Genomic DNA, 26,946 nt, shown 5'->3' with positions numbered 1-26,946 from the left:
AACTCAAAATTTCTATTTTATAACTGGCTGTTTCATAAGCAATTGAGATGTGCAAACTGTTCAAGACAGAAAACAAATTGAGAACTTGATTGAGAGTTTTAATAATTTAAACAAAAGCTTGGCGAAATTTAGACCAGTATGTGCCACCGAGTGTTTCTTTTACGACAAGAATAATGTGAAGTCGCACGAAATTGAGTTTACAATACGGCTCATGAACGAAATAAGAACAAAAGTCCAGTTCGTCGACATTGACGAAGATATGGCGGGTCAGCGCATTGATAATTTTTTGCGCAACCAATTAAAAGACATTCCTAAAAGCATGATTTACAGAATTGTGCGTAAGGGCGAAGTGCGCGTAAATAAAAAGCGTATAAAAGCAGAGTACAAGTTAAAAGCAGGCGATCTCGTTCGTATTCCACCGGTTACCGTCGAGAAAAAAGATGACGATGTCGCACCAAGTACGAAACTTAACAAAGTCGCTGAGTTGGAAAATATGATTATCTTCGAAGATGATCATATGTTGATTCTAAACAAACCATCTGGCACCGCTGTGCATGGTGGCAGTGGTTTAAAGTTTGGTGCGATTGAAGCGCTTAGGGCTCTGCGTCCTCAAGCTCGCTTTCTTGAACTTGTGCATCGTATTGACCGTGATACTTCAGGGATTTTGCTGGTTGCTAAGAAGCGTTCTGCACTTCGTCACTTGCAAGCCCAGTTTCGTGAAAAGACAGTAAAGAAGTTTTACTTAGCTCTTGTCATGGGGCAATGGAAAAGCAGTTGTAAGGTTGTGAACGCGCCACTGCTCAAAAACGAAGTGAACAGTATTGTTCGTGTTAACCCTAATGGTAAGCCGTCAGAAACGCGTTTTAAGATTTTGGAAAAGTTCGAACAAGCTACATTGATTCAGGCGAGTCCGATTACTGGTCGAACTCACCAAATCCGAGTTCATACGCAATACACTGGTCACCCAATCGCTTGGGATGATCGCTACGGTGATCGCCGCTTTGATGCTTATACAGGTCAAGTTGGTTTAGATCGTTTGTTCCTACACGCGGCAAACATCAAGTTCCAACACCCATCAAATGATGAGTGGATGGAAATCAACGCACCGATGGAACCGAAACTAGAAAAAGTGTTGGCGGGTTTAAGAAACGCGTAACCATGTTTTCCTCGCGGATGCAAAAGGGAGCCACAGGCTCCCTTTTATCGTATTTGGGTTAAAGGACATCGAGTCCTTGAACATGCAACATATCAATCAAATCAATCAATGGTAGTCCGACAAGTGTGTTCGGGTCTTTACCAACTAATTTCGTAAACAAGCAAATTCCCATGCCTTCGCTTTTAAAGCTGCCTGCGCAGTAAAAAGGTTCTTCCCTGTCGACGTAGCGTTCGATTTGTTCAAGCGTTAAATCTCTAAAGTGCACCTCGAAAGAATCAAAGCCGACTTCTGTATGGTTTGTCACGGTGTTATGTACCGCAAGACCAGTATAGAAAGTGATGACTTTTCCACTTTGAGCCAAAAGTTGATTTATCGCGTTATCTCTATTTAAAGGCTTGCCAACGATTTCACCATTAATGACACAAACTTGGTCACTGCCGATAACTAAACTTGCTTTATCCGTCTGGCAAGATATTGCTTTCTCTTGGGCCAGTCTCTGCACAAGTTCAGTTGGCGTTTCTTGGTCAAAAGGTGTTTCATCGCAATCAGGTGATAAACAAACGAATGGTAGTGAGAGCTTTTCAAGCAGTTGTTTACGAAAAGGGGAAGTTGAGGCTAAAACCAGTTGGTAATTTTTCATTTTGAATTACAATTCGTGGGAGCATTTCCAATAGGATAATCGATCAAAAATGATTCTGGCTAATGCTCTGTATGTTAAGCGCAAAAAAGTACAACTTTTTTGCCTTTTTCTTTGACTAATTTTGATTTGGAAGATAATATTCGCGCCCTATGCAAAAGGTAAAAATACCGCGAACGGTTGACCCAGCTAAAGCTGCACAGAAACGATTGGATTACGATGGCATCATCCAAGCTAGTCTTTTCAAGCGCTTAGTGGAAACAACTGAAGGCGTAAAACGCGACGCAGAAGTCTCATTGTCATTTGGGATGGATGAACAGCGACTCGTTGTTATCTCTGGTAAAGCTAACATCGAAGTCGATTTAGAGTGTCAGCGTTGTAATGAGGTATTCGCACATGAGTGCGAAGTTGAATTCCTTTCTACTCCTTACTACGGTGAGAAAACAGAACAGGAAGCACCAGAAATTTATGATTTGGTAGATCTAAATGAATATGGTGAATTAGACCTCATACAACTTGTTGAAGACGAGTTCATCTTAGCATTACCTCAAATTGCGATGCACGATGAAGCGGATTGTAGCGTTGATTCAAATAACATGGTTTTTGGTGAGATTCCTGAAGAAATTGAGGAAGAAAAACCGAATCCATTCGACGTTTTGAAAAGTCTGAAAAAGTAATAGGTGTGGTAGCCGATTCTTCTTCAGGTTTTTAACCCAATAGTATAGGAGTAGGGTCAATGGCCGTACAGAAAAACCGTAAAACTCGTTCTAAGCGCGGTATGCGTCGTTCACACGATGCGCTAACTACAGCTGCTCTATCTGTAGACGCGACTTCTGGTGAAACTCACCTACGCCACAACGTAACTGCTGAAGGTTACTACCGTGGTCAAAAGGTTATCAACAAGTAAGGTTGAACCTTTGCAAAGTATTACCGTTGCACTTGATGCAATGGGCGGGGATTTCGGTCCACGCGTAACAGTGCCTGCCGCCGTGCAGGCACTGTCTCATTTCCCAGAGCTAAAAGTGATTCTTATTGGTGAGCAATCTCTGATCACGTCTCAATTATCTCAACTCGGTACCTCGACCAGTTCCCGCTTGACTATTCTTCACAGCGAGAAAGTTATCTCGAACTCAGAAAAACCTTCATTGGCGTTGCGTAATAGCCAAAATAGTTCTATGCGTATGGCTATCGATTTGGTTTCTGAGCAGAAAGCGGATGCTTGTGTTAGTGGTGGCAACACCGGTGCATTAATGGCACTATCGCGTTTCATTCTTAAGTTACTTCCTGGCATTGAACGTCCTGCTTTAGTTTCCGCTTTACCGACGATTACCGGAAAGCGCACTTGGATGCTAGATCTGGGGGCGAATGTATCGTGCGATGCTGATAGCTTGTTCCAATTTGCTGTAATGGGCAGTGCATTAGCTGAAGAACACTTGGGTCGTCCTCCTCGCGTTGCTGTACTCAATATTGGCGCAGAAGAGATTAAAGGTAACGATTTAGTCAAACGTTGCGCAGAAATGCTTTCTCAGACCGATGCGATTAACTTTGTCGGTTATATTGAAGGTAATCAAATTTTGCATGATGTTGCTGACGTCATTGTTTGTGATGGATTTGTCGGCAACGTATGCTTAAAAGCCAGTGAGGGAACAGCTCAACTTTTTATCGAAAAAATTAAAACCAGCATAATGGCATCAACGATAAAGGGTTGGATAGCTAGAAAGTTGTTTTCTAGGCTGTTTAATGAACTAAAAACACTGAACCCCGACCAGTATAACGGCGCAAGTTTGCTAGGATTGCGCGGCATTGTCATAAAAAGCCATGGAAGTGCGGATGTATCTGCGATTGTCAATGCACTTGGCGAGGCAGTACACGAGGTCAAACGACAAGTACCAAGCCGTATTAGCGATCGTTTGGAAGCGGTTTTACTCGAGAGGCATTATTAGTCTTCATGTATAGCAAAATTTTAGGTACTGGCAGCTACCTGCCATCTCAGGTGCGTACAAACGCAGATCTAGAGAAAATGGTAGATACAAGTGATGAGTGGATCGTTGCTCGCACGGGTATTAAAGAGCGTCGAATTGCTGCAGAAAACGAGACTGTAGCAGACATGGCATTCTACGCAGCTGAAAACGCTATCGATATGGCGGGTATTGATAAAAACGATATCGACCTGATTATCGTAGCCACAACGAGCAGTAGCCATACTTTCCCTTCATCTGCGTGTCAGGTGCAGGCAAAGCTTGGCATTAAAGGTTGTCCAGCTTTTGACTTAGCCGCTGCTTGTTCTGGTTTTGTGTACGCATTATCTGTTGCAGACCAACATATCAAATCTGGTATGTGCAAAAACGTACTTGTGATTGGTTCAGATGCTTTGTCTAAAACGTGTGATCCGACAGACCGTTCAACCATTATCCTATTTGGTGATGGTGCCGGAGCCGTTGTCGTAGGCGCTAGCCAAGAGCCTGGCATTATCTCTACCCACATATACTCGGATGGTCAATTCGGAGAGCTTCTAAGCCTACCTGTACCTGTGCGGGGGCAAGATGCGGATAAATGGCTTCATATGGCTGGGAACGAAGTATTCAAAGTCGCTGTCACTCAGCTATCGAAACTAGTAAAAGATACGCTTGAAGCCAACAACATGCATAAGTCTGAACTAGACTGGCTAGTGCCGCACCAAGCGAACTACCGCATTATTTCAGCGACAGCGAAGAAACTTTCGATGTCACTAGACCAAGTCGTGATTACACTTGATAAACACGGCAACACATCAGCTGCGACGGTGCCAACAGCACTAGATGAAGCGGTACGTGATGGTCGTATTAAACGCGGTCAAACTCTGCTTCTTGAAGCGTTTGGCGGCGGATTCACTTGGGGCTCGGCCCTTGTGAAGTTCTAAGTTTCACAAGAATTCAAAATTTAAGGTGCACTTGGTGCATCTTATTTCTTTTTACTTTGCTTAAAGGAAAACAACATGAGCAAGTTTGCTATCGTATTTCCAGGTCAAGGTTCTCAAGCTGTAGGTATGCTTGCAGAACTAGGCGAACAATATGACGTAGTAAAACAAACATTTGCAGAAGCATCTGACGCACTAGGTTACGATCTATGGGCGCTTGTTCAAAATGGACCTGCAGAAGATTTAAACGAGACTTTCCGTACTCAACCAGCTTTGCTAGCTTCATCTGTTGCAATCTGGCGTGTATGGCAGGAACTTGGCTTAGAGCAACCAGCAAACCTAGCCGGTCACAGCCTAGGTGAGTACTCAGCACTTGTATGTGCGGGTGTTATTGACTTTAAAGAAGCCATCAAGCTGGTTGAATTACGTGGTCAACTTATGCAAGAAGCAGTACCAGCTGGTACTGGCGCAATGTACGCGATTATCGGTTTGGCTGATGATGCGATTGCAAAAGCGTGTGAAGACGCAGCGCAAGGCGAAGTGGTCTCTCCAGTAAACTTTAACTCGCCTGGTCAAGTCGTTATCGCTGGTAGCAAAGACGCAGTAGAGCGAGCTGGTGCGCTATGTAAAGAAGCTGGTGCGAAGCGTGCGCTTCCTCTTCCTGTTTCAGTACCTTCACACTGTGCACTTATGAAGCCAGCAGCGGAAAAACTTGCTGTAGCTCTCGAGTCTATCGAATTTAACTCACCACAGCTGCCAGTTATCAACAACGTTGATGTGGTTGCTGAGACAGATCCTGCAAAAATCAAAGATGCGCTTGTTCGTCAGCTACATAGCCCAGTTCGTTGGACTGAGACAGTTGAACTGATGCACGAACAAGGCGTAGAAAATCTTCTTGAGCTTGGTCCTGGTAAAGTTTTAACAGGTCTAACAAAACGTATCGTGAAAACGCTAACTGCAGCCGCAGTGAATGATATCGCATCGCTAGACGCTGCGAAGTAATCCATCAAGCGATAAATTTGCGATAAGAAAAGGAAACACAACATGATGAATCTAGAAGGTAAGATCGCGCTAGTTACCGGCGCAAGCCGTGGTATTGGCCGCGCGATCGCGGAACTTCTTGTCGAGCGAGGTGCTACGGTTATCGGTACTGCTACTTCTGAAAGTGGTGCGGCTGCTATCAGCGAGTATCTTGGTGATAACGGTAAAGGCTTAGCGCTTAACGTGACTGATGTCGAGTCTATCGAAGCGACATTAAAAACGATCAACGAAGAATTTGGTGTGATCGATATTCTGGTGAATAACGCTGGTATTACTCGTGACAACCTATTGATGCGCATGAAAGATGATGAGTGGAACAACATCATCGATACCAACCTAACGCCAATCTACCGCATGTCTAAAGCGGTTTTACGCGGTATGATGAAAAAACGTGCGGGTCGTATCATCAACGTAGGCTCTGTTGTTGGTACCATGGGTAATGCTGGTCAAACTAACTACGCAGCAGCGAAAGCGGGCGTGATTGGTTTTACTAAATCAATGGCTCGTGAAGTTGCGTCTCGTGGTGTAACAGTGAACACTGTTGCTCCTGGTTTCATCGAAACTGACATGACTAAGGCACTAAATGATGACCAACGTGCGGCAACATTGTCGAACGTGCCAGCAGGTCGTTTAGGTGACCCACGTGAAATTGCATCAGCAGTAGTTTTCCTTGCTTCTCCTGAAGCAGCGTACATTACTGGTGAAACTTTGCATGTAAATGGTGGCATGTACATGGTTTAATGCGACAGTTTATGCAAAATAAGCTATTTTACATTGTGAAAAATAGCCTATAGTTGCAGTTAACTGTCATGAACTTGTCATGCTTATGCGCAAGATTTGTGCATGATTTAAGTCAAAAATGTATTGAAATTCGGTTAAATTCGCTAATTTTGTGGTTTGACCAGCAAGGACCCCCTTGCAACTTTCAATAGTTCGAATAAACTACGGAATCATCGCATTAGGCGAAATCTGTAAAGGAAAAGAAAAATGAGCAACATCGAAGAACGCGTAAAGAAAATCATTGTTGAACAGCTAGGTGTAGACGAAGCAGAAGTTAAAAACGAAGCTTCTTTCGTTGACGATCTAGGTGCTGATTCTCTAGACACTGTAGAACTAGTTATGGCTCTAGAAGAGGAATTCGACACTGAGATTCCTGACGAAGAAGCTGAGAAGATCACTACTGTTCAAGCTGCAATCGACTACGTAAACAGCGCTCAGTAATTAGCTCTCCCAGGCGGTCTCCTAGACCGCCTGTGTTCTTTCTAACTTCTTCTATCCTCTCATAGAAATATTCAATTCCCGGAGAATTATATCGTGTCCAAGCGTCGTGTAGTTGTCACTGGCATGGGTATGTTGTCACCGGTAGGCAACACAGTAGAATCATCTTGGAAAGCCCTGCTAGAAGGTCAAAGTGGTATCGTAAATATCGAGCACTTTGATACTACGAACTTCTCAACTCGTTTTGCAGGTCTTGTTAAAGATTTCGATTGCACAGAGTACATGTCTAAAAAAGATGCTCGTAAGATGGACCTTTTCATCCAGTACGGCATTGCAGCGGGTATTCAAGCTCTTGATAACTCTGGCTTACAAATTACCGAAGAAAATGCGGCTCGAGTTGGTGTTGCTATCGGCTCAGGCATTGGCGGTCTTGACCTTATCGAAACTGGCCATACTGCATTAGTAGACAAAGGCCCTCGCAAAGTTAGCCCATTTTTTGTTCCTTCGACCATTGTAAACATGGTTGCAGGTAACCTATCTATCATGCGTGGTCTTCGTGGTCCAAATATCGCGATTTCTACCGCATGTACTACTGGCCTGCATAATATCGGCCATGCAGCACGTATGATTGCCTACGGCGATGCAGATGCGATGGTTGCTGGTGGTGCAGAAAAAGCTTCTACGCCTCTTGGCATGGCTGGCTTCGGTGCAGCTAAAGCACTATCTACTCGTAATGAAGAGCCTCAAAAAGCGTCTCGCCCATGGGATAAAGGCCGTGATGGTTTTGTTCTAGGTGATGGTGCTGGCATGATGGTGCTTGAAGAGTACGAACACGCAAAAGCACGTGGCGCGAAGATTTACGCAGAACTGGTTGGTTTTGGTATGTCTGGTGATGCTTACCACATGACATCTCCAAGCGAAGACGGCTCTGGTGGTGCACTTGCGATGGAAGCGGCGATGCGTGACGCTAACATCACAGGTACTCAAGTAGGTTATGTGAATGCTCACGGTACTTCTACTCCTGCTGGTGATGTTGCAGAAATCAGGGGCGTGAAACGTGCTCTTGGTGAAGAAGGTGCGAAGCAAGTTCTTGTGTCTTCAACTAAGTCTATGACTGGTCACCTATTAGGTGCTGCTGGCTCTGTTGAAGCAATTATCACGGTTATGTCTTTGGTTGACCAAATCGTTCCACCAACGATTAACCTTGATGATCCAGAAGAAGGTCTAGACATCGACCTTGTGCCGCATACAGCGCGCAAAGTTGAAGGTATGGAATACGCTATCTGTAACTCGTTTGGCTTTGGTGGTACAAACGGTTCTTTGATCTTCAAAAAGTTCGCTGAGTAACACTATCTAACCTTATTTAGATAAGCGAAACTTGTATTCTAACGGCTCGATGCTTAGCATTGAGCCGTTTTGTTTTATTTGTTGTCTGCTAATTTGAAGGTACGTGAATGTTTTGGGTAAATGGAGTTCCGCAAACGCATGTAGAGCTAGGTGACCGCTCATTCCAATACGGTGATGGAGGCTTTACCACCATCCTGACCCAAAATGGAGAGTTGGTTTACTGGCAAGAACATACTGAGCGCATGAGTGCTTGCCTTGACGCTTTGAAGATCTCTTCACCTGACTGGAAAGTTGTGCATGATTGGGCAAGCAAAGCGGTTTTATCTGACGCACGAGCGGGGGTGAAGATTCACGTTAGCCGCGGTATTGGCGGGCGAGGGTATAGCCCTAATGGGATTGAAGGCCCTATCGTGACGATTTCCAATTTTGCGTTTCCTTCTCATTATTCATCTTGGCAAGAACAAGGTGTGGACTTGGGCGTTTGTAATACTCGTCTAGGGATTCAACCTTTACTTGCGGGACATAAGCACAACAACCGTTTAGAGCAGATTCTCGCCAAGGCTGAAATCGACAATACAGAGTTTGCAGATGCAATAACGTTAAATGTGCAAAACCATGTCATTGAAACTACAATGGCCAACCTTTTTTGGGTTAAAGGTAATAAAGTATTTACGCCGGAGCTGACCTTATCAGGCGTTACGGGCGTAATGCGTCGTAAGGTGCTTGAGTTACTTAAAGTAAGTCATATTGAAGTCATCGAGGGGCGTTTTATACTTCCAGATTTGCTGAGTGCTGACGAGGCTTTCATGTGTAACTCAATATTAGGTATCGCACCTATTCGCAGCATAGTGACATCGAACTCTAAGACTATATTTCCGATAGGAAAATTGACTCAACGACTGCAAGGGAATTTAACTACGTGATTAAAAAACTGTTGGCTTTTGTTGTGCTGATCGCAGTGATAGGCGCAGCAGCTGTTTTTTATATAATTTCACAGGCTAAACAATACGTTGAAAAGCCTATTCTATTGGAACAACCTCAGCTGTTTACTGTAGAAAGTGGTACAAGCTTTCATCATGTCATGCGCGCCTTAGTTGAAGATGAGGTGATTGAAACATCGGAGTACATCCGTTTAATTCCTCACTTATATCCAGAATTGTTGCAGGTGCGAGCGGGTACTTACCAACTTGAGCCTGGTATGTCGCTTTCGCAAACATTGGAGCATCTGAATACTGGAAAAGAATACCAGTTTGCGATCACTTTTGTTGAAGGCAGCCGCTTTTCTGAATGGGTAGATCAACTAAAAAGTGCTCCTTATTTAAAGCATGATTTAACCGATCTTTCAGAAAAAGAAATGGCTGCGAAGCTCGGAATTGAGAGAGAAAAGCTAGAAGGGTTGTTTTTAGCAGAAACCTACCATTACACAGCGGGTGCGAGTGAAAGCCAGTTATTAAAACGAGCGCATCGAAAACTCAATAAAATACTGGACGCTAGCTGGGAAGCTCGTCAAGAAAAGCTGCCATTACAGGATAAATATGAAGCCTTGATTCTCGCGTCTATCATAGAGAAAGAGACGGCTATTGATTCTGAGCGTGAGCGCGTCGCTTCTGTGTTTATCAACCGATTGAACAAACGCATGCGGTTACAAACTGATCCGACAGTTATTTATGGTATGGGTGACGCCTACGATGGCAACATTCGTAAGAAAGATTTGCGTACGCCGACACCATATAACACCTATACCATCAATGGATTGCCACCAACACCGATTGCGATGGCTGGTGAAGCTTCCATTGAAGCGGCTTTGAATCCAGAAAGCAGCAACTATTTATATTTTGTAGCAAGTGGAAAGGGCGGACATGTATTCTCGAAATCCCTTGCTGAGCACAACCGTGCTGTTCGTGCCTATTTAAGAGAACTAAGAAAGAACAAATGATGAAAGCAAACTTTATTGTCGTTGAAGGCCTAGAAGGCGCGGGTAAAAGCACTGCGATTAAAACCGTTTTAGATACGCTAAAAGCGGCAGGTATTGAGGATATCGTAAATACCCGTGAGCCAGGAGGCACACCGCTAGCAGAAAAAATGCGCGCTCTGGTGAAAGAAGAGCACGAAGGCGAAGAACTTAAGGACATGACGGAGTTGCTTCTTCTGTACGCTGCACGTGTTCAGTTGGTTGAGAACGTGATCAAACCAGCTTTGGAAAACGGTCAGTGGGTGGTTGGTGACCGACACGATATGTCGTCGCAAGCTTATCAAGGTGGTGGCCGTCAGATTGACGCATCGTTAATGAAAAATCTCCGAGATACAACGCTTGGTGATTTTAAACCTGCTCTCACTCTCTATATGGATATTGACCCTCGTGTTGGGCTTGAGCGTGCACGTGGGCGTGGTGAGTTAGATCGTATAGAGAAGATGGATATTAGTTTCTTCGAGCGTACACGTGAGCGTTATTTGGAGATTGCTCATGCCGATCCTTCCATCGTTATCATTAACGCAGAACAGACGATTGAAGGCGTGTCGCGTGATATTCGGGACGCTCTAAACGAGTGGCTAGCTCGTCAATAAGTGAAACGTAAATTTAGGTGACTCATGTTAAATGATTATCCATGGCTACAGCCAATATGGGATAACCTCAAAGTAGGGTTAGAGTCGGACAGAATACCAGGTGCGCTTTTATTACAAAGCGAGCAGGGCTTGGGCATCGAAAAACTTATCGAGTTTTTTAGCCAAGCACTTCTTTGCCAAAATTACGCGAGTGAAGCATGCGGTTTTTGTCATAGCTGCCAGCTAAATCAATCTCAAAACCACCCTGATTTACACTGGATCAAGCCAGAGAAAGAAGGAAAGGCGATAACGGTGGACCAAATTCGCGCTTGTAACCGTCTTGCTCAGGAATCATCTCAGCTTAATGGTTACCGCCTATTTGTAATAGAACCGGCGGACTCTATGAACGAGTCGGCATCGAATGCGCTGTTAAAGACGCTAGAAGAGCCTGGGGCAAAGTGCTTGTTTTTGCTCGTTACCCACAATCAGGAGCGTCTGCTCCCAACGATTCGTAGCCGTTGCCAACACTGGGTTGTTGCGCCTCCGTCAGCGGAACAAGCGATGCAATGGATGCACGAACAAGGGGCGAAGCAAGTTCCTGCTTATGCCTTAAAACTGAATATGGGCTCTCCAATAAAAACATTGGATGCGTTAAATAATGGTGAGCTCGAAGCTTACTTGGCTTTTGAACGCAGTTTTATTAAGGCAATGTCTTCGCCTGTTTCAGACGTTTCTGAGTGTGCTTCTTTAATCGCTAAACACTCAGAGCAATCACTAGACTGGGCATGGTATTTACTGACAGATGCTCAGAAAGCGCAGTTTGGTGTATCAGAAGCTCAAATGCTTCCGGGCGCGACAAAGTTTCAACCGGACAACTATAACGGTTTGTACTCATCAGCGAAGGCGCTGATGAACCTGAAAGCTCAGGTGCAAGCCTTTCCTGGCCTGAACCTTGAGCTACTATCAATGAATTGGTTAATTGAATCACGAGAGGCATTATGTTCGTAGATTCTCATTGTCATTTAGACAAATTGAATTACGACGATCTCCACATCAATGTGGAAGACGTTATTAACAAAGCTAAACAAGCAAACGTAACTGAGCTACTTTCTGTTGGAGTAACGCTGGATTCTTTCCCGAAAATGATGGAAATGATCGAGCCTTATGACAATGTTTATGCTTCGTGCGGTGTGCATCCACTTGATGTTGAAAGCGACTTTTCGATGGACGTATTGCGCCACCATGCGTCGAATGCAAAAGTCGTCGCTATTGGCGAAACGGGTTTAGATTATCATTACAAGCCCGAAACGGCCGCGTTACAGAAAGAGCGCTTTGAGCAACACGTTGATCTTGCAGTGGAGCTCAACAAACCTTTAATTATCCATACCAGAAACGCACGTGCGGATACTCTTGATATTTTGCGTAAGGGTGGGGCAGAGAAATGTGGTGGTGTTATCCACTGTTTTACAGAAGATCTTCCATTTGCTGAAGCTGCACTGGAGCTGGGGTTTTATATTTCTATCTCGGGGATTGTTACTTTCCGTCAAGCTACAGAGTTAAAAGAAGTGGTGAAGACTCTACCTTTAGAGAAGCTTCTTATTGAGACAGATTCTCCTTACTTGGCTCCTGTCCCTCATCGTGGCAAAGAGAATCAACCCGCTTATGTTGTCGAAGTCGCTTCTTATATTGCGCAACTCAAATCGTGCTCTCTTTCTGAAGTGGCACAAAAAACCACCGAAAACTTCCGAAATCTTTTTTTGCGATGAAAAAATAATAAGAGCATAAAAAAGGAGCTTAGGCTCCTTTTTTGTTGATAAAAACAACAGATACGCTCACGAGTTTAATGTTTACTAAAAATGTTGATTTAATAACATTCAAAAATCACAAATGTAATTTTGTTACTAAAAATAACATTGAGGCGTATTTTATTTACGCCTTAAAATTAATTATATAAATAATTAATTCTTTATAAAACAGTAATATAAGTGCAATGCAAACCTTTTCATCGGCTGTTTTTGGGTGTGATCCAAGACTTGTTTTGAAACTAAATTTCGTAACTGTGTGGAAAGTTTGAGGGTCATCAATATATATTTAGAGCCGGAAAATATAATGCAGTTGTGGTTACATTTTCATTGGGTGCTAACCTTTAGGCTACGGGGGTGTGCCGTTAGTGCCCAAATAATACTTATAAATTTATCAGGAGCATAAACATGTTTAAGAACCTTTTTGCTAACCTGCAAAAAGTTGGTAAGGCTCTGATGCTTCCAGTATCAGTTTTACCAGTTGCAGGTATTTTATTAGGTGTGGGTGCTGCCCATCTAAGCTTTATCCCAGAGATCGTTTCTAATCTTATGGAACAAGCTGGTGGTTCAGTATTCGGCCAAATGGCACTTCTATTTGCAGTAGGTGTAGCGCTAGGCTTCACTAACAACGACGGTGTTGCAGGTCTTGCAGCTATCGTTGGTTACGGCATCATGACGGCAACGCTAGGTGTAATGGCGGGCGTTATGGGTGTTGAGAAAATCGATACAGGTGTACTAGGTGGTATCCTTGTCGGTGGTGTGGCTGCTTGGGCATTCAACCGTTTCTTCAAAATCCAACTTCCAGAGTACCTTGGCTTCTTCGCTGGTAAGCGCGCAGTGCCAATCATCACTGGTTTTGCTGCGATCATCCTAGGTGTTATCCTTTCTGTTATCTGGCCACCAATTGGCGGTGCAATTTCTGCATTCTCTGATTGGGCTGCACACCAAAACCCACAGCTAGCATTCGGTATCTACGGTGTTGTTGAGCGTTCTCTAATCCCATTCGGTCTACACCACGTATGGAACGTACCGTTCTTCTTCGAAGCAGGTTCTTGTGTTAACGCTGCCGGTGAAGCTCAAAATGGTGTACTAACTTGTTACCTAGTTGCTGATGAAGCATCTCGTGCTGCTGGTAATGGCTTCGGTCAGCTAGCGGGTGGTTACATGTTCAAGATGTTCGGTCTACCAGCTGCAGCAATCGCAATTGCTCATTGTGCTAAACCAGAAAACCGTGCAAAAGTAATGGGTATCATGGCGTCAGCTGCACTGACTTCATTCCTAACTGGTATTACTGAGCCAATCGAATTCTCATTCCTATTCGTTGCTCCACTACTATACGGTATCCACGCTCTACTAGCTGGTTCTGCATACATCGTTTCGAACACTCTAGGCTTTGTACACGGTACTTCTTTCTCTCACGGTCTGATCGACTTCCTAGTTCTATCTGGTAACGCTCAGAAGATGGTGCTAATGATTGCCGTTGGTCTAGTTTACGCAGTAATTTACTACGTAGTGTTCCGTGGTGTAATCACAGCGCTTGACCTAAAAACACCTGGCCGTGAAGATGAAACGGAAAGTGCAGCTGTAGCTTCTGGCTCTGATATGGGCGGTGAACTGGTTGCAGCGTTTGGCGGTAAAGCTAACATTACTGGTCTAGATGCATGTATCACACGTCTACGTGTAGCAGTTGCAGATACAGCAGCTGTTGACCAAGACAAGCTAAAACAACTAGGCGCTGCTGGTGTTGTAGTTGTAGCTGGTGGTGTACAGGCTATCTTCGGTACTAAGTCTGATAACCTAAAAACTGAAATGGATGAGTGGATTCGTAACCACGGTTAATCGCAGTCATTCATAGTAATGCATAAAAGGAGGCTTCGGCCTCCTTTTTTAGTTCCTATTTTATTAACTGACAGTTCCTTTTTAGTGTGATCCTAAACTCATCTTTACTTTTGTCAGCTTTTTCATACATCGAGCTTACCCATCGTTGACATATTGATATGCCATTATGTTTGAATAGCGAATAATGTTTTTTGGAATAATTGATAACGTGTATGAAGAACAAATTCATTTTAGTTTTGGGACTAGTTTCTAGTACGGCAATGGCGGCAAGCGAACCAACGGATCTATCAGTTGGTATGGCTGTCGATCAACAATTAAGTGTTGTTGTAGAGTTAGATAACAAATATCGTGGCATTATCGGAAACGATGGTATGGCGTTTGATTACATCGCTAAGCGTGGAACATTCGATCAAAACATGCCTGTGACTTGGTATGTCGGCGTTGGTGGCTGGTATGAATGGGATGACGAGTTTGGTGTGAGAGTACCACTTGGTGTGAACTGGGATTTATCACGCGGCTGGGACCTTTATGGTCAAATACACCCAGAGCTAGATCTTTACAAAGGTGCTGACTTGCAACTTGGCGGCGCCGTTGGCATCAAGTACAGTTTCTAGAATTGAGCTAATGTATGTATAAAAAACGCCGGTAACTACCGGCGTTTTTTATGTGGAACTTAACGTTCTATTGTTTATCCATGGCTCGCTTGATGCAAACGGCAGCGCCGCCCCAAGTGATACCTAAACCAATAACCATCATAATAATTGCGCTGATTGTCATTTTGCTGTCTCCTTGCGGTTCACTGCGTTGATCACTAGACCAAAGATAAAGAGTGCGGCGATAAGTGCCCAGCCTAAAGTTAGATCATAGCCACCGTAGCCTTCAGTAATTAGGGCGTATAGCTTGGTCGCTAAGATAATGGCGAGCATGATTGGTGTAACGAAGCGTAAGCAGATCTCGAACCATTGACCAACAGAGAAATCAGAGCGCTCGTTAACGTAATTACGTACTTCTGGCACGCGCTTCAATAGCCACGCCATCAAGACAATCTCAACCAGACCACCAACCATGATGCCAACGTTGTTTGCAAAGTGGTCTACTAGATCGAGTAGCAGCAGACCGCCATTGGTAGCAAACGCCATAGAGACAACGAAGCCAATACCAATCACAACATTTGCAGCTTTTTTACGGCTCCACTTCAGCTTGTCGATAATGGCTGAAGTTACGGCTTCCATAATTGAAATATGCGAACTTAGACCAGCAACCACCAGTGCAAAGAAGAACAGTGGACCAAGAATATATGGGGCAGGTAGTAGGTTAATTGCCGCAGGTAAAGTAACAAAAGCCAAGCCAACGCCTGCAGATACCACCTCTGTTAACGGCTTACCTTGCTCTTGAGCCATGTAACCCAATACTGAGAAGATCATGATGCCGGCTAGGATCGAGAAGCCACAGTTGATCAACACGGTCATAAACGCGTTATTCGTTATGTCCGACTTTTCTGGTAGGTAGCTAGAGTAAGCTAGCATGATGGCGAAGCCGATACTTAACGTAAAGAAGATCTGACCATATGCCGCTGCCCATACTTTCACATCCCAAATTTTGCTGAAATCGGGTTCGAACATGTAGTTCACGCCATCTAGAGCTCCTGGCAAGAAAATCATACGTCCGATTAAGAAAATCACCATCAAGAATAGGATTGGCATCATAATTTTAGATGCTCGTTCAATTCCTGATTTCACGCCTTTGGCAATGGCGGTGTAAGTAATTGCCCAAGCAATTACCATGGATAAAGCAATCTTCCATTGAATACTGCCTAAGTCTGTTGGTGAGTTGTCACCTAGCTTTAGGTATTCACTAAAGAAAAATGCGTTGGTATCGGTTCCCCAACCTTGAGTGAACGACAACCCAAAGTAAGAAATCGACCAACCGATAACAGCCACATAGTAAACGGCAATAACTGCAGCCACACCAACTTGGAACCAGCCAAGCCATTCAAATTTAGAATGAATTTTCGCAAGTGTTTTTGGTGCCGAGCCTCGGTATTTTTGTCCCATACTGAACTCAAGGATCATAAATGGAATACCGGCAGTGATCATGGCAAAAATGTAAGGAATAAAAAATGCGCCGCCACCGTTTTCATAGGCCATGTATGGGAAACGCCAAATGTTTCCCAAACCGATAGCAGACCCAACTGCTGCTAAGATGAATCCCGCCCGGGATCCCCATTGTTCTCGCTTCATATTTGACTCCTATAAGACTCCCTGAGGAATGAAGCTCTCTACGTAACACAGTAATAATTGCGCAAATAGTTGGAAGAAAGGACCGCTGTTATCCATCAGCTTTTCTATCCTTAATTCTAACTTCTTATAATTTTATAGAGCTATATTCTGGCTACTGTAAGAGAAAGTAGATTATTAATCTTAAAATTTTGATGTGTGTTTGATAAAACTGAAATATTTATCTGTTTTCACTGATCAGACTAACTTCTAATAATACTTAGCGCAATAGAATCTAAATGTTAATTCAGATGCGTTATCTGGTTTTAATCTTGTTAAATTTGAGTTTGATTGTGGTTTTATGTGGGTGTGTGGTTGTTTGTCTGGAATAAATGACTGGGATCTAATAATTGCTTTGGTGTTTAAGACTATTTTGATTAATTAGGGCGTACGGCTATCTTTTGTGCACCTATCTAGATGATGCTTCGTTACTTTGCCAAACAATGGTGTTTAGACGATATCCTTTATCGGCTCTGTGCAGGACTCGTTCAGCGTTCTTTGTGACGAGTTCTATAAAGGAACATGCATAAAAATTAGAAGCGGAAACTAAAACCGACATTTGATTGGAATTGGTTCATCCAATCAGTATCGAACTTAATGATACAGTTTGAGCCGTCATTAGGTAGATTACAGGCGCCAGATGTATCGTTATCAACGACCGTTCCTAACCATCTCAGTTGGGCTGTTAATGCAAAGTTCTTTGAAAATTCATATTCCAGCCCTGCAAAAGCGCTAGCCGAAAATCCGTATTTTTTGTCTACCCAATCCACATCGGCATAAGAAGCGCCCAAACCTACACCGATATAGGTTTGCCAATTTTCTGCGACAGGATAGTACATGCTGCTTTGGAAGTGCAGATAATGGATATCTGCCGAGTTGGACAGCTTTTCAAGTTCCGTCGATTGATTGGAGTAAAACAATCCGATCCTTCCTTTTTCTAAGGGAGTCTCGACTGAAAGAGCGTAATTCACTGCGGGGTCGAGATCGTATGTATTACCACTTTCATCCTCTACTTGGCCGCCTCCTGTATAGGCTATGTATGGTGTAACGATGATATTCGCTTGTGCATTGATAGCAGTACTCATCATCATGATTCCTACTAGCCAGCTGAGTTTTTGGTTCATGCCCTATCTCCTTATTATGACTAAGCTAATTGTGATGGGTTAGTCAAAATTGCGCGACTAAATTAAGCAAATCTTGAACATATTTCACACCGGTGTTATTAATTTGTTACATATTAAGGAGGTGTTTATGGAACACGATCTAAAATCCGCATTAATCATTGTGGTGACTGTTTTTGCAGTGCTTTTGTCATTTGGCATCATTGCTATTACAACAGCTTAAGATAACCACTTTTACCAAACGTTTTAACAAAATGGCGTGAGCCTATGATACGTAACAGCGGTATAATCACAGAAAGCCATGCAGAGCTTGATGTAAAAGTTTATGAGCAATTTAGGCATGGTAAAACTGCTTTAGTCACGCAAGGTGGAGGGCAGAGAGGGATTTTTACCGCTGGCGTTTTAGACGCCTTTTTACTTTCCAACTTCGATCCTTTCGATGAATTCTATGGCACCTCTGCCGGAGCACTTAACTTATGTTCTTACTTGTGTCGTCAACATGGCATGGGCAAAGCTTTTATTACCGAGCTGACAACGTCTCCTGAATTTTTTAATCTGTTTCGCTATATCCGAAAGCAGCAGTACTTAGGTTTAGAGTGGGCATTAGAACGGATTCAAGATTTCCCATACAAGCTTGACCTTGATTTAGGTCGCAGTGCATTGGGAAAACGAGGGGCGTTTGCTGCGGTAACGAATATAGAGACGCTATCAGATCAATATCTACCAATCTTGGATGACTCGTGGTTTAACACTATGCTAGCGACATGTGCGATTCCCAAGTTATATCACGGACCTGTCGACGTAAATGGCAATAAGTTTGTGGATGGCGGCGTGTCTGCCTCTATCCCTGTTCAAGAAGCGTGGCGTCAGAATGCTCGCAACATTATTGTCATTCGCACAGAGCCGTTTTCAGAGATTGAAGCGAGAGCCCAAAGTGAGGTGGGGGATGTGCCTGTCGAATGGTATCGGGAGTCTATCAACTCAGTACAGCAATCATGGCAGCAAAAAGTGAATCAGTGGAAGCTGGATTGGGCGTCGTTCTTCCAACAAAAAATTAATGCAGCACATCAATCGAAGCTTGCAGGGAAAATGCTGTTAAATGGAGGCCGTTGGTTGTTCGGTGCCGATAACTTGTATCGTTTAAGCCACCTGATTGGTGAGAATTTTGACTCAGGTTTAGCCGACATGCTGATGATTCATTATCAAACATTTGAGCTCACGCAGGCCTTTATATCTGCTCCACCTGACGACACTTTTATTTTACAAGTTGCGCCTAAAGAGGGACTTCGTTCTTCTTCTTTGTTAAGTGACCAAGAGTCACTAGAGCATGACTATCAACTTGGGCTTCAAGCTGGGTTTAACCTAGTTCAACTCTACGACCAGCTGGATGTTGAAATTGATGGTAGAGAGAGTGCATAAACCTTCTTACGTTCACGATGTGCGCAATATACAAAGCATATAAATAAGGCTCCATTTTCTGAGCCTTATTTGCGGGTTCTTGTGATTAATTCCAGTTAGGTATAACGACTACGCTTGTAGAATGCGCATGCAGTTGGTTGAGCCCACAACATCCATTACATCGCCTTGAGTAATAATGACTAAATCACCTTTGTGCAAGAACCCTTGCTCTTTAAGGCTAGTAATCGCTGCTTGAGCCGTTGGTAAACCCGCATCACTTTTTGACTCGAAATATACAGGTGTCACGCCTCGGTATAATGCTGCTCGATTTAGTGTCGATTCATTCCGTGATAAGGCAAATATTGGCAAGCCAGAGCTTAAGCGAGACATCATCAACGCAGTCCTGCCGGACTCAGTTAACGAGATCATCGCTTTAATTCCTTCCATGTGATTCGCAGAGTACATGGTTGCCATTGCGATGGTTTCTTCAGCGGTTTCGAAGGTTCTATCTAAGCGATAGGTTGATAGACTTGCCTCCGACATTTTTTCTGCCCCCACACATACTTCGGCCATGGATTTGACCGTTTCTACAGGATATTTACCTGCAGCAGTCTCTCCAGACAGCATCACCGCGTCAGTGCCGTCTAGAACCGCATTGGCTACATCCATCACTTCAGCACGCGTTGGCATTGGGCTAGTAATCATGGATTCCATCATTTGTGTCGCAGTAATCACGATACGGTTTAAACTGCGTGCGCGGCGAATCAGTTTTTTCTGGACACCAATGAGCTCAGGGTCACCGATTTCTACACCAAGGTCACCACGTGCAACCATCACCACATCGGATGCGAGAATAATGTCGTCAATAGACTCATTGGTCGCGACGGTTTCTGCTCGTTCGACTTTAGCCACTAACATGGCTTCAAGGCCTGCATCTCTGGCTAAGCGTCGAGCGTAATGCATGTCTTCGCCGTTACGTGGGAATGAAATAGCAAGGTAGTCCACTTGAATTGCTGCGGCGGTAAGAATGTCGGCTTTATCTTTCTCAGTGAGCGCATCCGCTGACAATCCGCCGCCTTTTTTGTTGATCCCTTTATTGTTGGACAATGGACCACCGACAATCACACGGGTATGAACTTTATTACCCTCTACTTTAGTAACTTGCAGCTGAACGCGTCCATCATCGAGTAATAAAATGTCATTTGGTGAAACATCTTGCGGCAGTTCTTTATAATCTAACCCTACAGATTCTTGATTGCCTTCACCTTTTGGTAAATCACTATCTAATGTGAATTTATCGCCCACATTCAAAATGACTTGGCCGTCTTTAAACGTTGATACACGGATTTTAGGGCCTTGTAAGTCACCAAGAATTGCAACCTGACGCCCAAGTCTTGCTGCAATGGTACGGACTTTGTTCGCACGTTGAATGTGGTCTTCACTGGTTCCATGTGAAAAATTCATACGGACAACGTTTGCACCGGCTTTGATGATCTCCTCAAGTATATTGTCCTTATCCGTTGAAGGACCCAGCGTAGTGACAATTTTTGTTCGTCTTAATTTGGAAGTCATAGATTCTCCGATGAATGTGTGTGTAAAGGTAACTTGAACTCTATCCTTACTTTACGCAATCGCTCTCAAGGTTAGCCTCGCTTAGCCCACACCTTAAAGCTACTTGAATATAAGTATATGCACAGAATGTTTACATTAAGAGTAACCCCGGTAAAACAGACAGATATTCGACAGGCAATGGCCTTATTGATAAAAATACGCTGCTTTAAAGGCATTACTTCATAATTTAGTGAATAAAAATAAGTTATTTTTCAAACAATTTAACAGGAGTAGATTCTTCGTTATTTGATTGAATACACAAACAAACAGGTTTATACGTGATGCTTGTCACGGGGATTTATTAATTCACTTCACAATTAGTTCGCAAAGTAAAAAAATTGTCCCGTTATAGAATTTCGGAGTGCAAGATGTACATGGCTCAACCGGGCCATATTGATCATATCAAACAGGTCAATGCTGGTCGTGTATATAAACTAATTGACCTAAAAGGTCCTATTTCTCGAATTGATTTGTCCAAGCAGAGTGAGCTTGCTCCTGCTAGTATCACCAAAATCACTCGAGAATTAATTGAAGCGCACTTGATTCATGAAACGACAGTACAAGAAGCGACGAGTCGTGGTCGACCTGCTGTCGGTTTGCAGGTCAATAATGAAGGCTGGCAATTTTTGTCAATGCGTTTGGGGCGAGGTTATTTAACCATTGCTTTGCATGAGTTAGGCGGTGATGTACTGATCGATACTAAAATCGAGATACACGAGCTTGATCAAGACGATGTGCTTGAGCGCCTGCTTTACGAAATTGATGAATTCTTTCAGACTTACGCGGATCAACTTGATCGGGTTACCAGTATTGCCCTTACGCTGCCTGGTCTCGTGAACTCAGAGCAAGGTGTCGTTTTGCAGATGCCTCATTACAATGTCGAAAATCTTGCTCTTGGACCAGAGATATACAAAGCAACAGGCTTGCCAGTTTTCATTGCCAATGACACGCGAGCTTGGGCATTAGCAGAAAAGCTTTTTGGTCATTCTCAAGATAATGACAACTCCGTTCTTATCTCTATCCACCACGGTTTAGGTGCGGGCATCATTCTGGATGGGCGCGTTTTGCAAGGCCGTCACGGTAACATTGGTGAACTCGGGCATATTCAAATTGACCCAAATGGAAAACGTTGTCATTGCGGCAATATTGGCTGTTTGGAAACCGTTGCCAGTTCTCAGGCAATTCGTGAAGAAGTCGTAAGACGAATCGCTGATGGCGAAGACTCTATTCTTGCTAAACAAGAGGAAATGAGTATTGAGAGCATTTGTGAAGCCGCTGCAAACGGTGATCCTTTGGCCGTCGATGTGATTGAAAAACTTGGACGCTACTTAGGCTCTGCAATTGCTATTGTGATCAACTTATTTAACCCTGAGAAAATCTTGATCGGTGGTGTGATTAACCAAGCAAAAGATGTGCTTTATCCTGCGGTTCGTCGCTGTATCGAAGAGCAGAGTTTACCTGTTTATCACCAAGATCTTGAGCTGGTGGAGTCTCGTTTCTATAAGCAAGCCACAATGCCTGGTGCCGCGTTGATTAAGCAAGCGTTGTACGATGGTCAACTATTGATGAAGGTTGTGGAAGGTTAAGTACTTTTTAACATGATGATGTGCCGGGCTGTTGAGACTGCATTTGTAGGTGATTTAGGGTGAGACTTAACGGCTCACCCTTTTTGATCGCCTATTACTAGAAAGGGAATTTGAGTTATGTTGCATTGCTATATCTGCGCCATTCATGTAATTTCCTAAAAAGCTCAAGTAAATAAACAAAATGGCTTTCAATGTGCTGCGTGACTTTGCGTCTGATGCAAAGAGAAGTAATACGCTAAAACTGTTGTACTTTAAAGCTGTGCTCGAAAAGCCAAATATTTTAAGGTTATTTGGTTATATAACCTTGCTGTGTCTGTACTGATTTCGAGTAAAATAAGAATTATCCATAATTTAGGTAGTAGTATGTCCGGAGTGTTAAATACGGTTGACCAGCGTACAAACTTGGTTGGTGAAAATCGACTAGAGCTTCTGCTGTTCACTTTAAATAGTCGCCAATTATTTGCGATTAATGTGTTCAAAGTGAAAGAGGTCATCAAGCTTCCACCGTTAACCAAGCTCCCTGGATCGCACTACAATATTCGTGGGGTTGCTTCTCTACGAGGTGAAGCGGTACCAGTGATTGATTTACGAGGCGCAATTGGTTTTCCTGCTTTACGTGGTGAAGCGGAAGAAGAAAATTTGATCGTGACAGAGTACAACCGCACGGTGCAGGGCTTCTTAGTCGGTCCGGTTAAAAACATTATTAATACGGCATGGACTGAAATTCAGCCGCCTCCTTCCACGTCTGGTCGCTCGAATTACCTCACGGCTATCACGCAAATCAAAGAGGGGGATGCCTCTCAAATTGTCGAAATTATTGACGTTGAAAAAGTTTTAGCAGAGATCGTACATTACGACGTGACTATCTCGGAGGACATTCTCGATCAAGAATTGGCCCAAGCAATGGTCGGGCGTAATGTTCTGATTGTGGATGATTCCTCTACAGCTCGTAATCAAGTTCGCGATACGCTTTCTCAATTAGGTATGAATATCATCGAGTGTCGTGACGGGCTAGAAGCGTTAACGGTTTTAAAACGTTGGTGTGATGAAGGTAAAGATGTAGAAAAAGAGCTGTTGATGATGATTACGGATGCTGAAATGCCTGAAATGGATGGTTATAAACTGACCCATGAAGTGCGCCAAGATCCACGTATGTCTAAGTTGTTTATCACATTGAACACTTCTCTGAGCGGTAGTTTTAATGAAGCCATGGTACAAAAAGTAGGCTGTGATCGCTTTATATCTAAATTCCAACCGGATCTGCTGGTTGAAGTTGCTCAAGACCGATTACGCCAGATGCTTTCTAAAAGTGCATGATTAGATCTAGTGAAATCAGAGGGAGCGCACCTCTCTCTGATTTTTAACATCTCTCTCCTTAATTCCTCTGTACTAATGGAAATCCCGAGATTTACTTTGTAGATTGTTCAAGTAGTGCGTGCAATCAATCAACTTACCAGCAATAACGTGCGTGACTTCTCCCTCTCTTTCAAGAATGCCTTTCACCATTAATACTTTAGCGCCTAAATACGCTTGCTTTTGGGCTCGTGCTGTCGCTTGCCAAACGACCACATTAATGTTGCCCGTGTCATCTTCTAACGTAAAAAATGTCACGCCAGCGGCGGTGCCTGGAGATTGTCTTCCTGTTACCACACCTACCACTGTGACCAGTGACTTATGCGGTTTCTCTGTCAGTTGCCTCATGCGGGTAAAGTGAGGGAGTTTGCCCGTTTCTTCTAATAATTTAATTGGATGGCGGCTAAGAGATAGTCCCGTGCTTGCGTAATCCTCAACTAAATTTTCATATTCAGAGGGTCGAGTCTGGTAGCTAACATTGGGTTCTTCGACCTTGTGAAACAATGGTAGGTCAGATAAGGAATCCATTGCTGCCCAGCGAGCGTTATAACGATTTCCCGATAAGGCCTGAAATGCATTGGCTGAAGCCAATAATTCAATGTCACTTCGGCTTCTTAATACCTGCTTTACTTCTTGAATCGATCGGTAACCATTAAGTGGTTTGCGCTCAATAAGCCTTTGTGCGCTTTCTGCGTTAAAGCCTTTCACCAAGCGAAAACCAAGTTGCACGCCGAGCCTGCCATTCGGACGTGAGACGAGATGATGTTGATATTTTGAATGATTGACGCACACCGGCAATACTTCGACGCCATGTCGGCGAGCATCTTGTACTAATTGCGATGGGCTATAAAATCCCATTGGTTGGCTGTTCAACAATGCAGTGTAAAATTCGGCTGGGTAATAATATTTTAACCATGCAGAACAATATGCCAGCACTGCGAAAGACGCTGAATGACTTTCAGGGAAGCCGTACTCACCAAAGCCGCAAATCTGATCGAAAATGCGCTCAGCAAACGCTAAGTCATAACCTCTCTCTTGCATACCATTGATCAGTTTTGGTCTGAATTTAGCGAGATCGCCATTCTTTTTCCATGATGCCATCGCTCGACGGAGTTGATCGGCCTCGCCGCCGCTAAACCCTGCGGCTACCATGGCTAGCTTGATGACTTGCTCTTGGAAAATAGGGACGCCCATAGTCCGCTCAAGAACGCTTTTTACTTCTTCCGATGGATAACTGACAGGCTCTTTGTGATCTCGTCGTTTTAAAAAAGGATGCACCATATCACCCTGAATAGGGCCTGGACGAACAATTGCAATTTGAATCACTAAGTCGTAATAACAAGCAGGCTTTAGGCGAGGAAGCATGCTCATTTGTGCACGAGACTCTATTTGGAATACGCCTATCGTGTCGGCTTTTTGGATCATGCGGTACACGTGTGGATCATCTTGTCGGCGAGTGATTTCGGAAATAGAGAGGGATCGCTGGTGATGTTTCTCGACCAGCTGAAAGCACTTTTTGATGGCGTTTAACATGCCGAGTGCGAGTACATCGACTTTTAGTAGCTTCAAGCTTTCTAAATCGTCTTTATCCCATTGAATGATAGTGCGATCTTCCATCGAGGCATTTTCAACAGGTACCAACTCATATAAAGGGCCAGATGAAATTACAAAACCACCTACGTGCTGAGATAAATGGCGTGGGAAGCCAATGATCTCGTTGACCAATTGGATAAACTGCTGCCCTTTGAGAGATTCTGGTTGTAAGCCAAGTTCAATAATTTGAGCTTGCCAGCCTTGGCTGCGATCTCGGCGATTAACGTTCTTAATGAAAAAATCTAATTGGGTCTCTTCAATCCCTAGTGCTTTACCGACTTCACGCACGGCACTTTTAAAGCGATAGCTGATCACTGTTGCAGCAAGTGCTGCACGCTCACGGCCATATTTTTTGTAAATATACTGGATAACTTCTTCACGGCGCTCGTGTTCAAAGTCCACATCAATATCCGGCGGTTCCTTACGTTCTTTACTGATAAATCGTTCGAATAAGACAGCGATTTGTCGAGGATCGACGGCGGTAATTTCCAGGCAATAACACACCACAGAGTTTGCAGCGGAACCTCGCCCTTGGTAAAGAATGCCTTGCTGTTTCGCGAACATTACGATGTCGTGAATAGTAAGGAAGTAGTAGTGGTATTTCAGCTCTTGAATAAGCGCCAGTTCATTCTCGATGGTTTGATTGACTTCTGCTGGCACGCCTTCAGGAAAACGCAGCTTTTTACCACGCTCGACCAACATACGTAAGTAAGAGTCGGGTGTGTAACCATCTGGGATCAGCTCGGTAGGGTATTCGTATTTTAAATCGGAGAGCTTAAACTCGCATAAATCGGCGATGTAAGTACTTTCTTCCAGCCATTCTGGTTTGTAAATCCGAATCAACTTTTTAAAAGGACGAAGCGCTCGCTCAGTATTCGAAATACGGTCAAAACCGAGTTTATCGACGCTACACCCATGCTTTATAGCAGTAAGTACATGCTGTAATGGCAAGCGTTCAACATCATGCATGAGAACGCCTCCGCAGGCAGTTATAGGTAATTGAAATTCATGTGCTAACTGCTCGCAGTGCGCAATGTACTCAGTATCGTTGTTACTCAAATGGCGCTGAATCGCTACCCACAAACGATTAGCGTGGTGTTGATTGAGCCAGCGCCCCCAATAGTGATCACTCTCTTGATGTGTGGGCAGCCACAATACCAAACAATGTCGAACCGACATCAAATCCCATTCGAACAGTTGATAGTTGCCTTTTTCACTGCGTCTTCTTGCGTTTGTGATGATACGACACAACTCGGCATAAGCCTTGCGACAAGGGCAAAGCAGTACGATTTGGCATTCATCATTTAACCAAAACATACTTCCAACGATTTGTTTGATATCGAGTTTATGTTGTTCGATGGTCGCATGGGCTTTGACAACGCCCGCGACTGAACATTCATCCGTTATAGCTAGAGCTTGATAGCGATAGAAAGCAGCTTGGAGTACCAGCTCTTCTGCATGAGAAGCTCCAGTCAAAAAAGAGAAGTTAGACTGACAAAATAGTTCCGCGTAACTCATAATGACCCAA

General features: G+C 43.8%; 26 protein-coding genes. 20 read left to right on the top strand and 6 right to left on the bottom strand.

The genetic code is table 11. From position 1 onward, the window contains the following. Positions 1 to 211: 211 nt before the first annotated feature. A complete protein-coding gene (gene rluC / locus R7E38_RS14265; RefSeq protein ID WP_021033985.1) occupies positions 212 to 1,156 on the top strand; it encodes a 23S rRNA pseudouridine(955/2504/2580) synthase RluC in 945 nt (314 codons plus the stop codon). A gap of 58 nt (positions 1,157 to 1,214) precedes the next feature. On the opposite strand, the gene R7E38_RS14260 is transcribed toward rluC, so the two are convergent. Further along, the gene (locus R7E38_RS14260) at positions 1,215 to 1,796 is read right to left on the bottom strand and encodes a Maf family protein (RefSeq protein WP_005380845.1); all 582 of its coding nucleotides are present in this window, start codon (positions 1,794 to 1,796) and stop codon (positions 1,215 to 1,217) included. Positions 1,797 to 1,945: 149 nt separating this feature from the next. Between R7E38_RS14260 and yceD the strand changes: the two genes are divergently transcribed. The 15 genes from yceD to R7E38_RS14185 all read left to right on the top strand — a co-directional run bounded on the left by yceD (position 1,946) and on the right by R7E38_RS14185 (position 15,094). Next, the gene (gene yceD, locus R7E38_RS14255; protein WP_005387307.1) at positions 1,946 to 2,470 is read left to right on the top strand and encodes a 23S rRNA accumulation protein YceD; all 525 of its coding nucleotides are present in this window, start codon (positions 1,946 to 1,948) and stop codon (positions 2,468 to 2,470) included. A 59-nt stretch (positions 2,471 to 2,529) separates the two neighbouring features. Next, positions 2,530 to 2,700, top strand: a complete 171-nt coding sequence (gene rpmF, locus R7E38_RS14250) for a 50S ribosomal protein L32 (RefSeq protein WP_005396978.1) — start codon at positions 2,530 to 2,532, stop codon at positions 2,698 to 2,700. A gap of 10 nt (positions 2,701 to 2,710) precedes the next feature. After that, entirely contained in the window at positions 2,711 to 3,736 is a 1,026-nt protein-coding gene (plsX, locus tag R7E38_RS14245) for a phosphate acyltransferase PlsX (RefSeq protein WP_318081847.1), read from the top strand. A 5-nt stretch (positions 3,737 to 3,741) separates the two neighbouring features. After that, on the top strand, positions 3,742 to 4,692 hold the full coding sequence (locus R7E38_RS14240) for a beta-ketoacyl-ACP synthase III (protein ID WP_017821385.1): 951 nt from the start codon (positions 3,742 to 3,744) through the stop codon (positions 4,690 to 4,692). 75 nt (positions 4,693 to 4,767) lie between these two features. Then, positions 4,768 to 5,691: an ACP S-malonyltransferase gene (gene fabD, locus R7E38_RS14235; protein WP_005387313.1), complete on the top strand. Its 924-nt coding sequence runs from the start codon at positions 4,768 to 4,770 to the stop codon at positions 5,689 to 5,691. A 45-nt stretch (positions 5,692 to 5,736) separates the two neighbouring features. Next, complete coding sequence (fabG, locus tag R7E38_RS14230; protein ID WP_318081848.1) at positions 5,737 to 6,471, top strand: 3-oxoacyl-ACP reductase FabG; 735 nt, start codon at positions 5,737 to 5,739, stop codon at positions 6,469 to 6,471. A gap of 246 nt (positions 6,472 to 6,717) precedes the next feature. Then, positions 6,718 to 6,951 (top strand): acyl carrier protein, encoded by a 234-nt coding sequence (acpP, locus tag R7E38_RS14225; RefSeq protein WP_004406112.1) that lies wholly within the window; start codon positions 6,718 to 6,720, stop codon positions 6,949 to 6,951. Positions 6,952 to 7,044: 93 nt separating this feature from the next. Next, the gene (gene fabF, locus R7E38_RS14220; RefSeq protein WP_213911075.1) at positions 7,045 to 8,295 is read left to right on the top strand and encodes a beta-ketoacyl-ACP synthase II; all 1,251 of its coding nucleotides are present in this window, start codon (positions 7,045 to 7,047) and stop codon (positions 8,293 to 8,295) included. A gap of 107 nt (positions 8,296 to 8,402) precedes the next feature. After that, complete coding sequence (pabC, locus tag R7E38_RS14215; RefSeq protein ID WP_206959650.1) at positions 8,403 to 9,218, top strand: aminodeoxychorismate lyase; 816 nt, start codon at positions 8,403 to 8,405, stop codon at positions 9,216 to 9,218. Next, positions 9,215 to 10,231: an endolytic transglycosylase MltG gene (gene mltG / locus R7E38_RS14210; RefSeq protein WP_005372950.1), complete on the top strand. Its 1,017-nt coding sequence runs from the start codon at positions 9,215 to 9,217 to the stop codon at positions 10,229 to 10,231. Before pabC ends, mltG begins: the two co-directional genes overlap by 4 nt. Then, positions 10,228 to 10,860, top strand: coding sequence for a dTMP kinase (gene tmk, locus R7E38_RS14205; RefSeq protein WP_005387350.1), 633 nt, complete (start codon positions 10,228 to 10,230; stop codon positions 10,858 to 10,860). The genes mltG and tmk overlap by 4 nt, the downstream gene beginning before the upstream one ends. A gap of 24 nt (positions 10,861 to 10,884) precedes the next feature. Continuing rightward, positions 10,885 to 11,847, top strand: a complete 963-nt coding sequence (locus R7E38_RS14200) for a DNA polymerase III subunit delta' (protein WP_054729226.1) — start codon at positions 10,885 to 10,887, stop codon at positions 11,845 to 11,847. Continuing rightward, entirely contained in the window at positions 11,838 to 12,605 is a 768-nt protein-coding gene (locus R7E38_RS14195; protein ID WP_005372957.1) for a TatD family hydrolase, read from the top strand. The genes R7E38_RS14200 and R7E38_RS14195 overlap by 10 nt, the downstream gene beginning before the upstream one ends. A 444-nt stretch (positions 12,606 to 13,049) precedes the next feature. Continuing rightward, the gene (ptsG, locus tag R7E38_RS14190; RefSeq protein WP_176311091.1) at positions 13,050 to 14,480 is read left to right on the top strand and encodes a PTS glucose transporter subunit IIBC; all 1,431 of its coding nucleotides are present in this window, start codon (positions 13,050 to 13,052) and stop codon (positions 14,478 to 14,480) included. Positions 14,481 to 14,692: 212 nt separating this feature from the next. Continuing rightward, positions 14,693 to 15,094, top strand: a complete 402-nt coding sequence (locus tag R7E38_RS14185) for a hypothetical protein (protein ID WP_005372960.1) — start codon at positions 14,693 to 14,695, stop codon at positions 15,092 to 15,094. 67 nt (positions 15,095 to 15,161) lie between these two features. Here the strand turns inward: R7E38_RS14185 and R7E38_RS14180 are convergent, their stop codons facing one another. From R7E38_RS14180 to R7E38_RS14170, 3 genes are all read right to left on the bottom strand, one after another. After that, entirely contained in the window at positions 15,162 to 15,257 is a 96-nt protein-coding gene (locus R7E38_RS14180; RefSeq protein WP_005372963.1) for a MetS family NSS transporter small subunit, read from the bottom strand. Next, on the bottom strand, positions 15,254 to 16,720 hold the full coding sequence (locus R7E38_RS14175; RefSeq protein WP_005372966.1) for a sodium-dependent transporter: 1,467 nt from the start codon (positions 16,718 to 16,720) through the stop codon (positions 15,254 to 15,256). The genes R7E38_RS14180 and R7E38_RS14175 overlap by 4 nt, the downstream gene beginning before the upstream one ends. Positions 16,721 to 17,289: 569 nt before the next feature. Beyond that, complete coding sequence (locus R7E38_RS14170; RefSeq protein WP_318081845.1) at positions 17,290 to 17,880, bottom strand: outer membrane protein; 591 nt, start codon at positions 17,878 to 17,880, stop codon at positions 17,290 to 17,292. Positions 17,881 to 18,007: 127 nt separating this feature from the next. Here R7E38_RS14170 and R7E38_RS14165 point away from each other — a divergent pair, with 127 nt between their 5' ends. Then, positions 18,008 to 18,100 (top strand): YnhF family membrane protein, encoded by a 93-nt coding sequence (locus R7E38_RS14165; RefSeq protein WP_005372970.1) that lies wholly within the window; start codon positions 18,008 to 18,010, stop codon positions 18,098 to 18,100. Between the two features lie 44 nt (positions 18,101 to 18,144). Further along, complete coding sequence (locus tag R7E38_RS14160; protein WP_149192474.1) at positions 18,145 to 19,296, top strand: patatin family protein; 1,152 nt, start codon at positions 18,145 to 18,147, stop codon at positions 19,294 to 19,296. Positions 19,297 to 19,404: 108 nt separating this feature from the next. Here the strand turns inward: R7E38_RS14160 and pyk are convergent, their stop codons facing one another. Further along, on the bottom strand, positions 19,405 to 20,847 hold the full coding sequence (pyk, locus tag R7E38_RS14155) for a pyruvate kinase (protein WP_005372972.1): 1,443 nt from the start codon (positions 20,845 to 20,847) through the stop codon (positions 19,405 to 19,407). Between the two features lie 407 nt (positions 20,848 to 21,254). On the opposite strand from pyk, the gene R7E38_RS14150 reads away from it, so the two are divergent. Further along, complete coding sequence (locus R7E38_RS14150; RefSeq protein WP_005385828.1) at positions 21,255 to 22,472, top strand: ROK family protein; 1,218 nt, start codon at positions 21,255 to 21,257, stop codon at positions 22,470 to 22,472. 363 nt (positions 22,473 to 22,835) lie between these two features. After that, positions 22,836 to 23,789: a chemotaxis protein CheV gene (locus tag R7E38_RS14145; protein WP_005372976.1), complete on the top strand. Its 954-nt coding sequence runs from the start codon at positions 22,836 to 22,838 to the stop codon at positions 23,787 to 23,789. A 72-nt stretch (positions 23,790 to 23,861) separates the two neighbouring features. Here R7E38_RS14145 and R7E38_RS14140 read toward each other — a convergent pair whose 3' ends face one another. Further along, complete coding sequence (locus R7E38_RS14140; RefSeq protein WP_213911078.1) at positions 23,862 to 26,936, bottom strand: error-prone DNA polymerase; 3,075 nt, start codon at positions 26,934 to 26,936, stop codon at positions 23,862 to 23,864. Positions 26,937 to 26,946 lie beyond the last annotated feature (10 nt).

The sequence above is a fragment of the Vibrio sp. Vb2131 genome (genome assembly GCF_033338535.1).
GTDB lineage: Bacteria > Pseudomonadota > Gammaproteobacteria > Enterobacterales > Vibrionaceae > Vibrio > Vibrio alginolyticus.
Note: the sequence above shows the minus strand (reverse complement) of the source record. Positions and strands in the feature narration are given on the sequence as shown.

Bases quoted from the DNA above. Each gene is read 5' to 3' on its own strand.
- rluC (WP_021033985.1), top strand. From the start codon at position 212: ATGAACGAAATAAGAACAAAAGTCCAGTTCGTCGACATTGACGAAGAT.
- R7E38_RS14260 (WP_005380845.1), bottom strand. From the start codon at position 1,796: ATGAAAAATTACCAACTGGTTTTAGCCTCAACTTCCCCTTTTCGTAAA.
- yceD (WP_005387307.1), top strand. From the start codon at position 1,946: ATGCAAAAGGTAAAAATACCGCGAACGGTTGACCCAGCTAAAGCTGCA.
- rpmF (WP_005396978.1), top strand. From the start codon at position 2,530: ATGGCCGTACAGAAAAACCGTAAAACTCGTTCTAAGCGCGGTATGCGT.
- R7E38_RS14240 (WP_017821385.1), top strand. From the start codon at position 3,742: ATGTATAGCAAAATTTTAGGTACTGGCAGCTACCTGCCATCTCAGGTG.
- fabD (WP_005387313.1), top strand. From the start codon at position 4,768: ATGAGCAAGTTTGCTATCGTATTTCCAGGTCAAGGTTCTCAAGCTGTA.
- fabG (WP_318081848.1), top strand. From the start codon at position 5,737: ATGAATCTAGAAGGTAAGATCGCGCTAGTTACCGGCGCAAGCCGTGGT.
- acpP (WP_004406112.1), top strand. From the start codon at position 6,718: ATGAGCAACATCGAAGAACGCGTAAAGAAAATCATTGTTGAACAGCTA.
- pabC (WP_206959650.1), top strand. From the start codon at position 8,403: ATGTTTTGGGTAAATGGAGTTCCGCAAACGCATGTAGAGCTAGGTGAC.
- tmk (WP_005387350.1), top strand. From the start codon at position 10,228: ATGATGAAAGCAAACTTTATTGTCGTTGAAGGCCTAGAAGGCGCGGGT.
- R7E38_RS14200 (WP_054729226.1), top strand. From the start codon at position 10,885: ATGTTAAATGATTATCCATGGCTACAGCCAATATGGGATAACCTCAAA.
- R7E38_RS14195 (WP_005372957.1), top strand. From the start codon at position 11,838: ATGTTCGTAGATTCTCATTGTCATTTAGACAAATTGAATTACGACGAT.
- ptsG (WP_176311091.1), top strand. From the start codon at position 13,050: ATGTTTAAGAACCTTTTTGCTAACCTGCAAAAAGTTGGTAAGGCTCTG.
- R7E38_RS14185 (WP_005372960.1), top strand. From the start codon at position 14,693: ATGAAGAACAAATTCATTTTAGTTTTGGGACTAGTTTCTAGTACGGCA.
- R7E38_RS14180 (WP_005372963.1), bottom strand. From the start codon at position 15,257: ATGACAATCAGCGCAATTATTATGATGGTTATTGGTTTAGGTATCACT.
- R7E38_RS14175 (WP_005372966.1), bottom strand. From the start codon at position 16,720: ATGAAGCGAGAACAATGGGGATCCCGGGCGGGATTCATCTTAGCAGCA.
- R7E38_RS14170 (WP_318081845.1), bottom strand. From the start codon at position 17,880: ATGAACCAAAAACTCAGCTGGCTAGTAGGAATCATGATGATGAGTACT.
- R7E38_RS14165 (WP_005372970.1), top strand. From the start codon at position 18,008: ATGGAACACGATCTAAAATCCGCATTAATCATTGTGGTGACTGTTTTT.
- R7E38_RS14160 (WP_149192474.1), top strand. From the start codon at position 18,145: ATGATACGTAACAGCGGTATAATCACAGAAAGCCATGCAGAGCTTGAT.
- pyk (WP_005372972.1), bottom strand. From the start codon at position 20,847: ATGACTTCCAAATTAAGACGAACAAAAATTGTCACTACGCTGGGTCCT.
- R7E38_RS14150 (WP_005385828.1), top strand. From the start codon at position 21,255: ATGTACATGGCTCAACCGGGCCATATTGATCATATCAAACAGGTCAAT.
- R7E38_RS14145 (WP_005372976.1), top strand. From the start codon at position 22,836: ATGTCCGGAGTGTTAAATACGGTTGACCAGCGTACAAACTTGGTTGGT.
- R7E38_RS14140 (WP_213911078.1), bottom strand. From the start codon at position 26,936: ATGAGTTACGCGGAACTATTTTGTCAGTCTAACTTCTCTTTTTTGACT.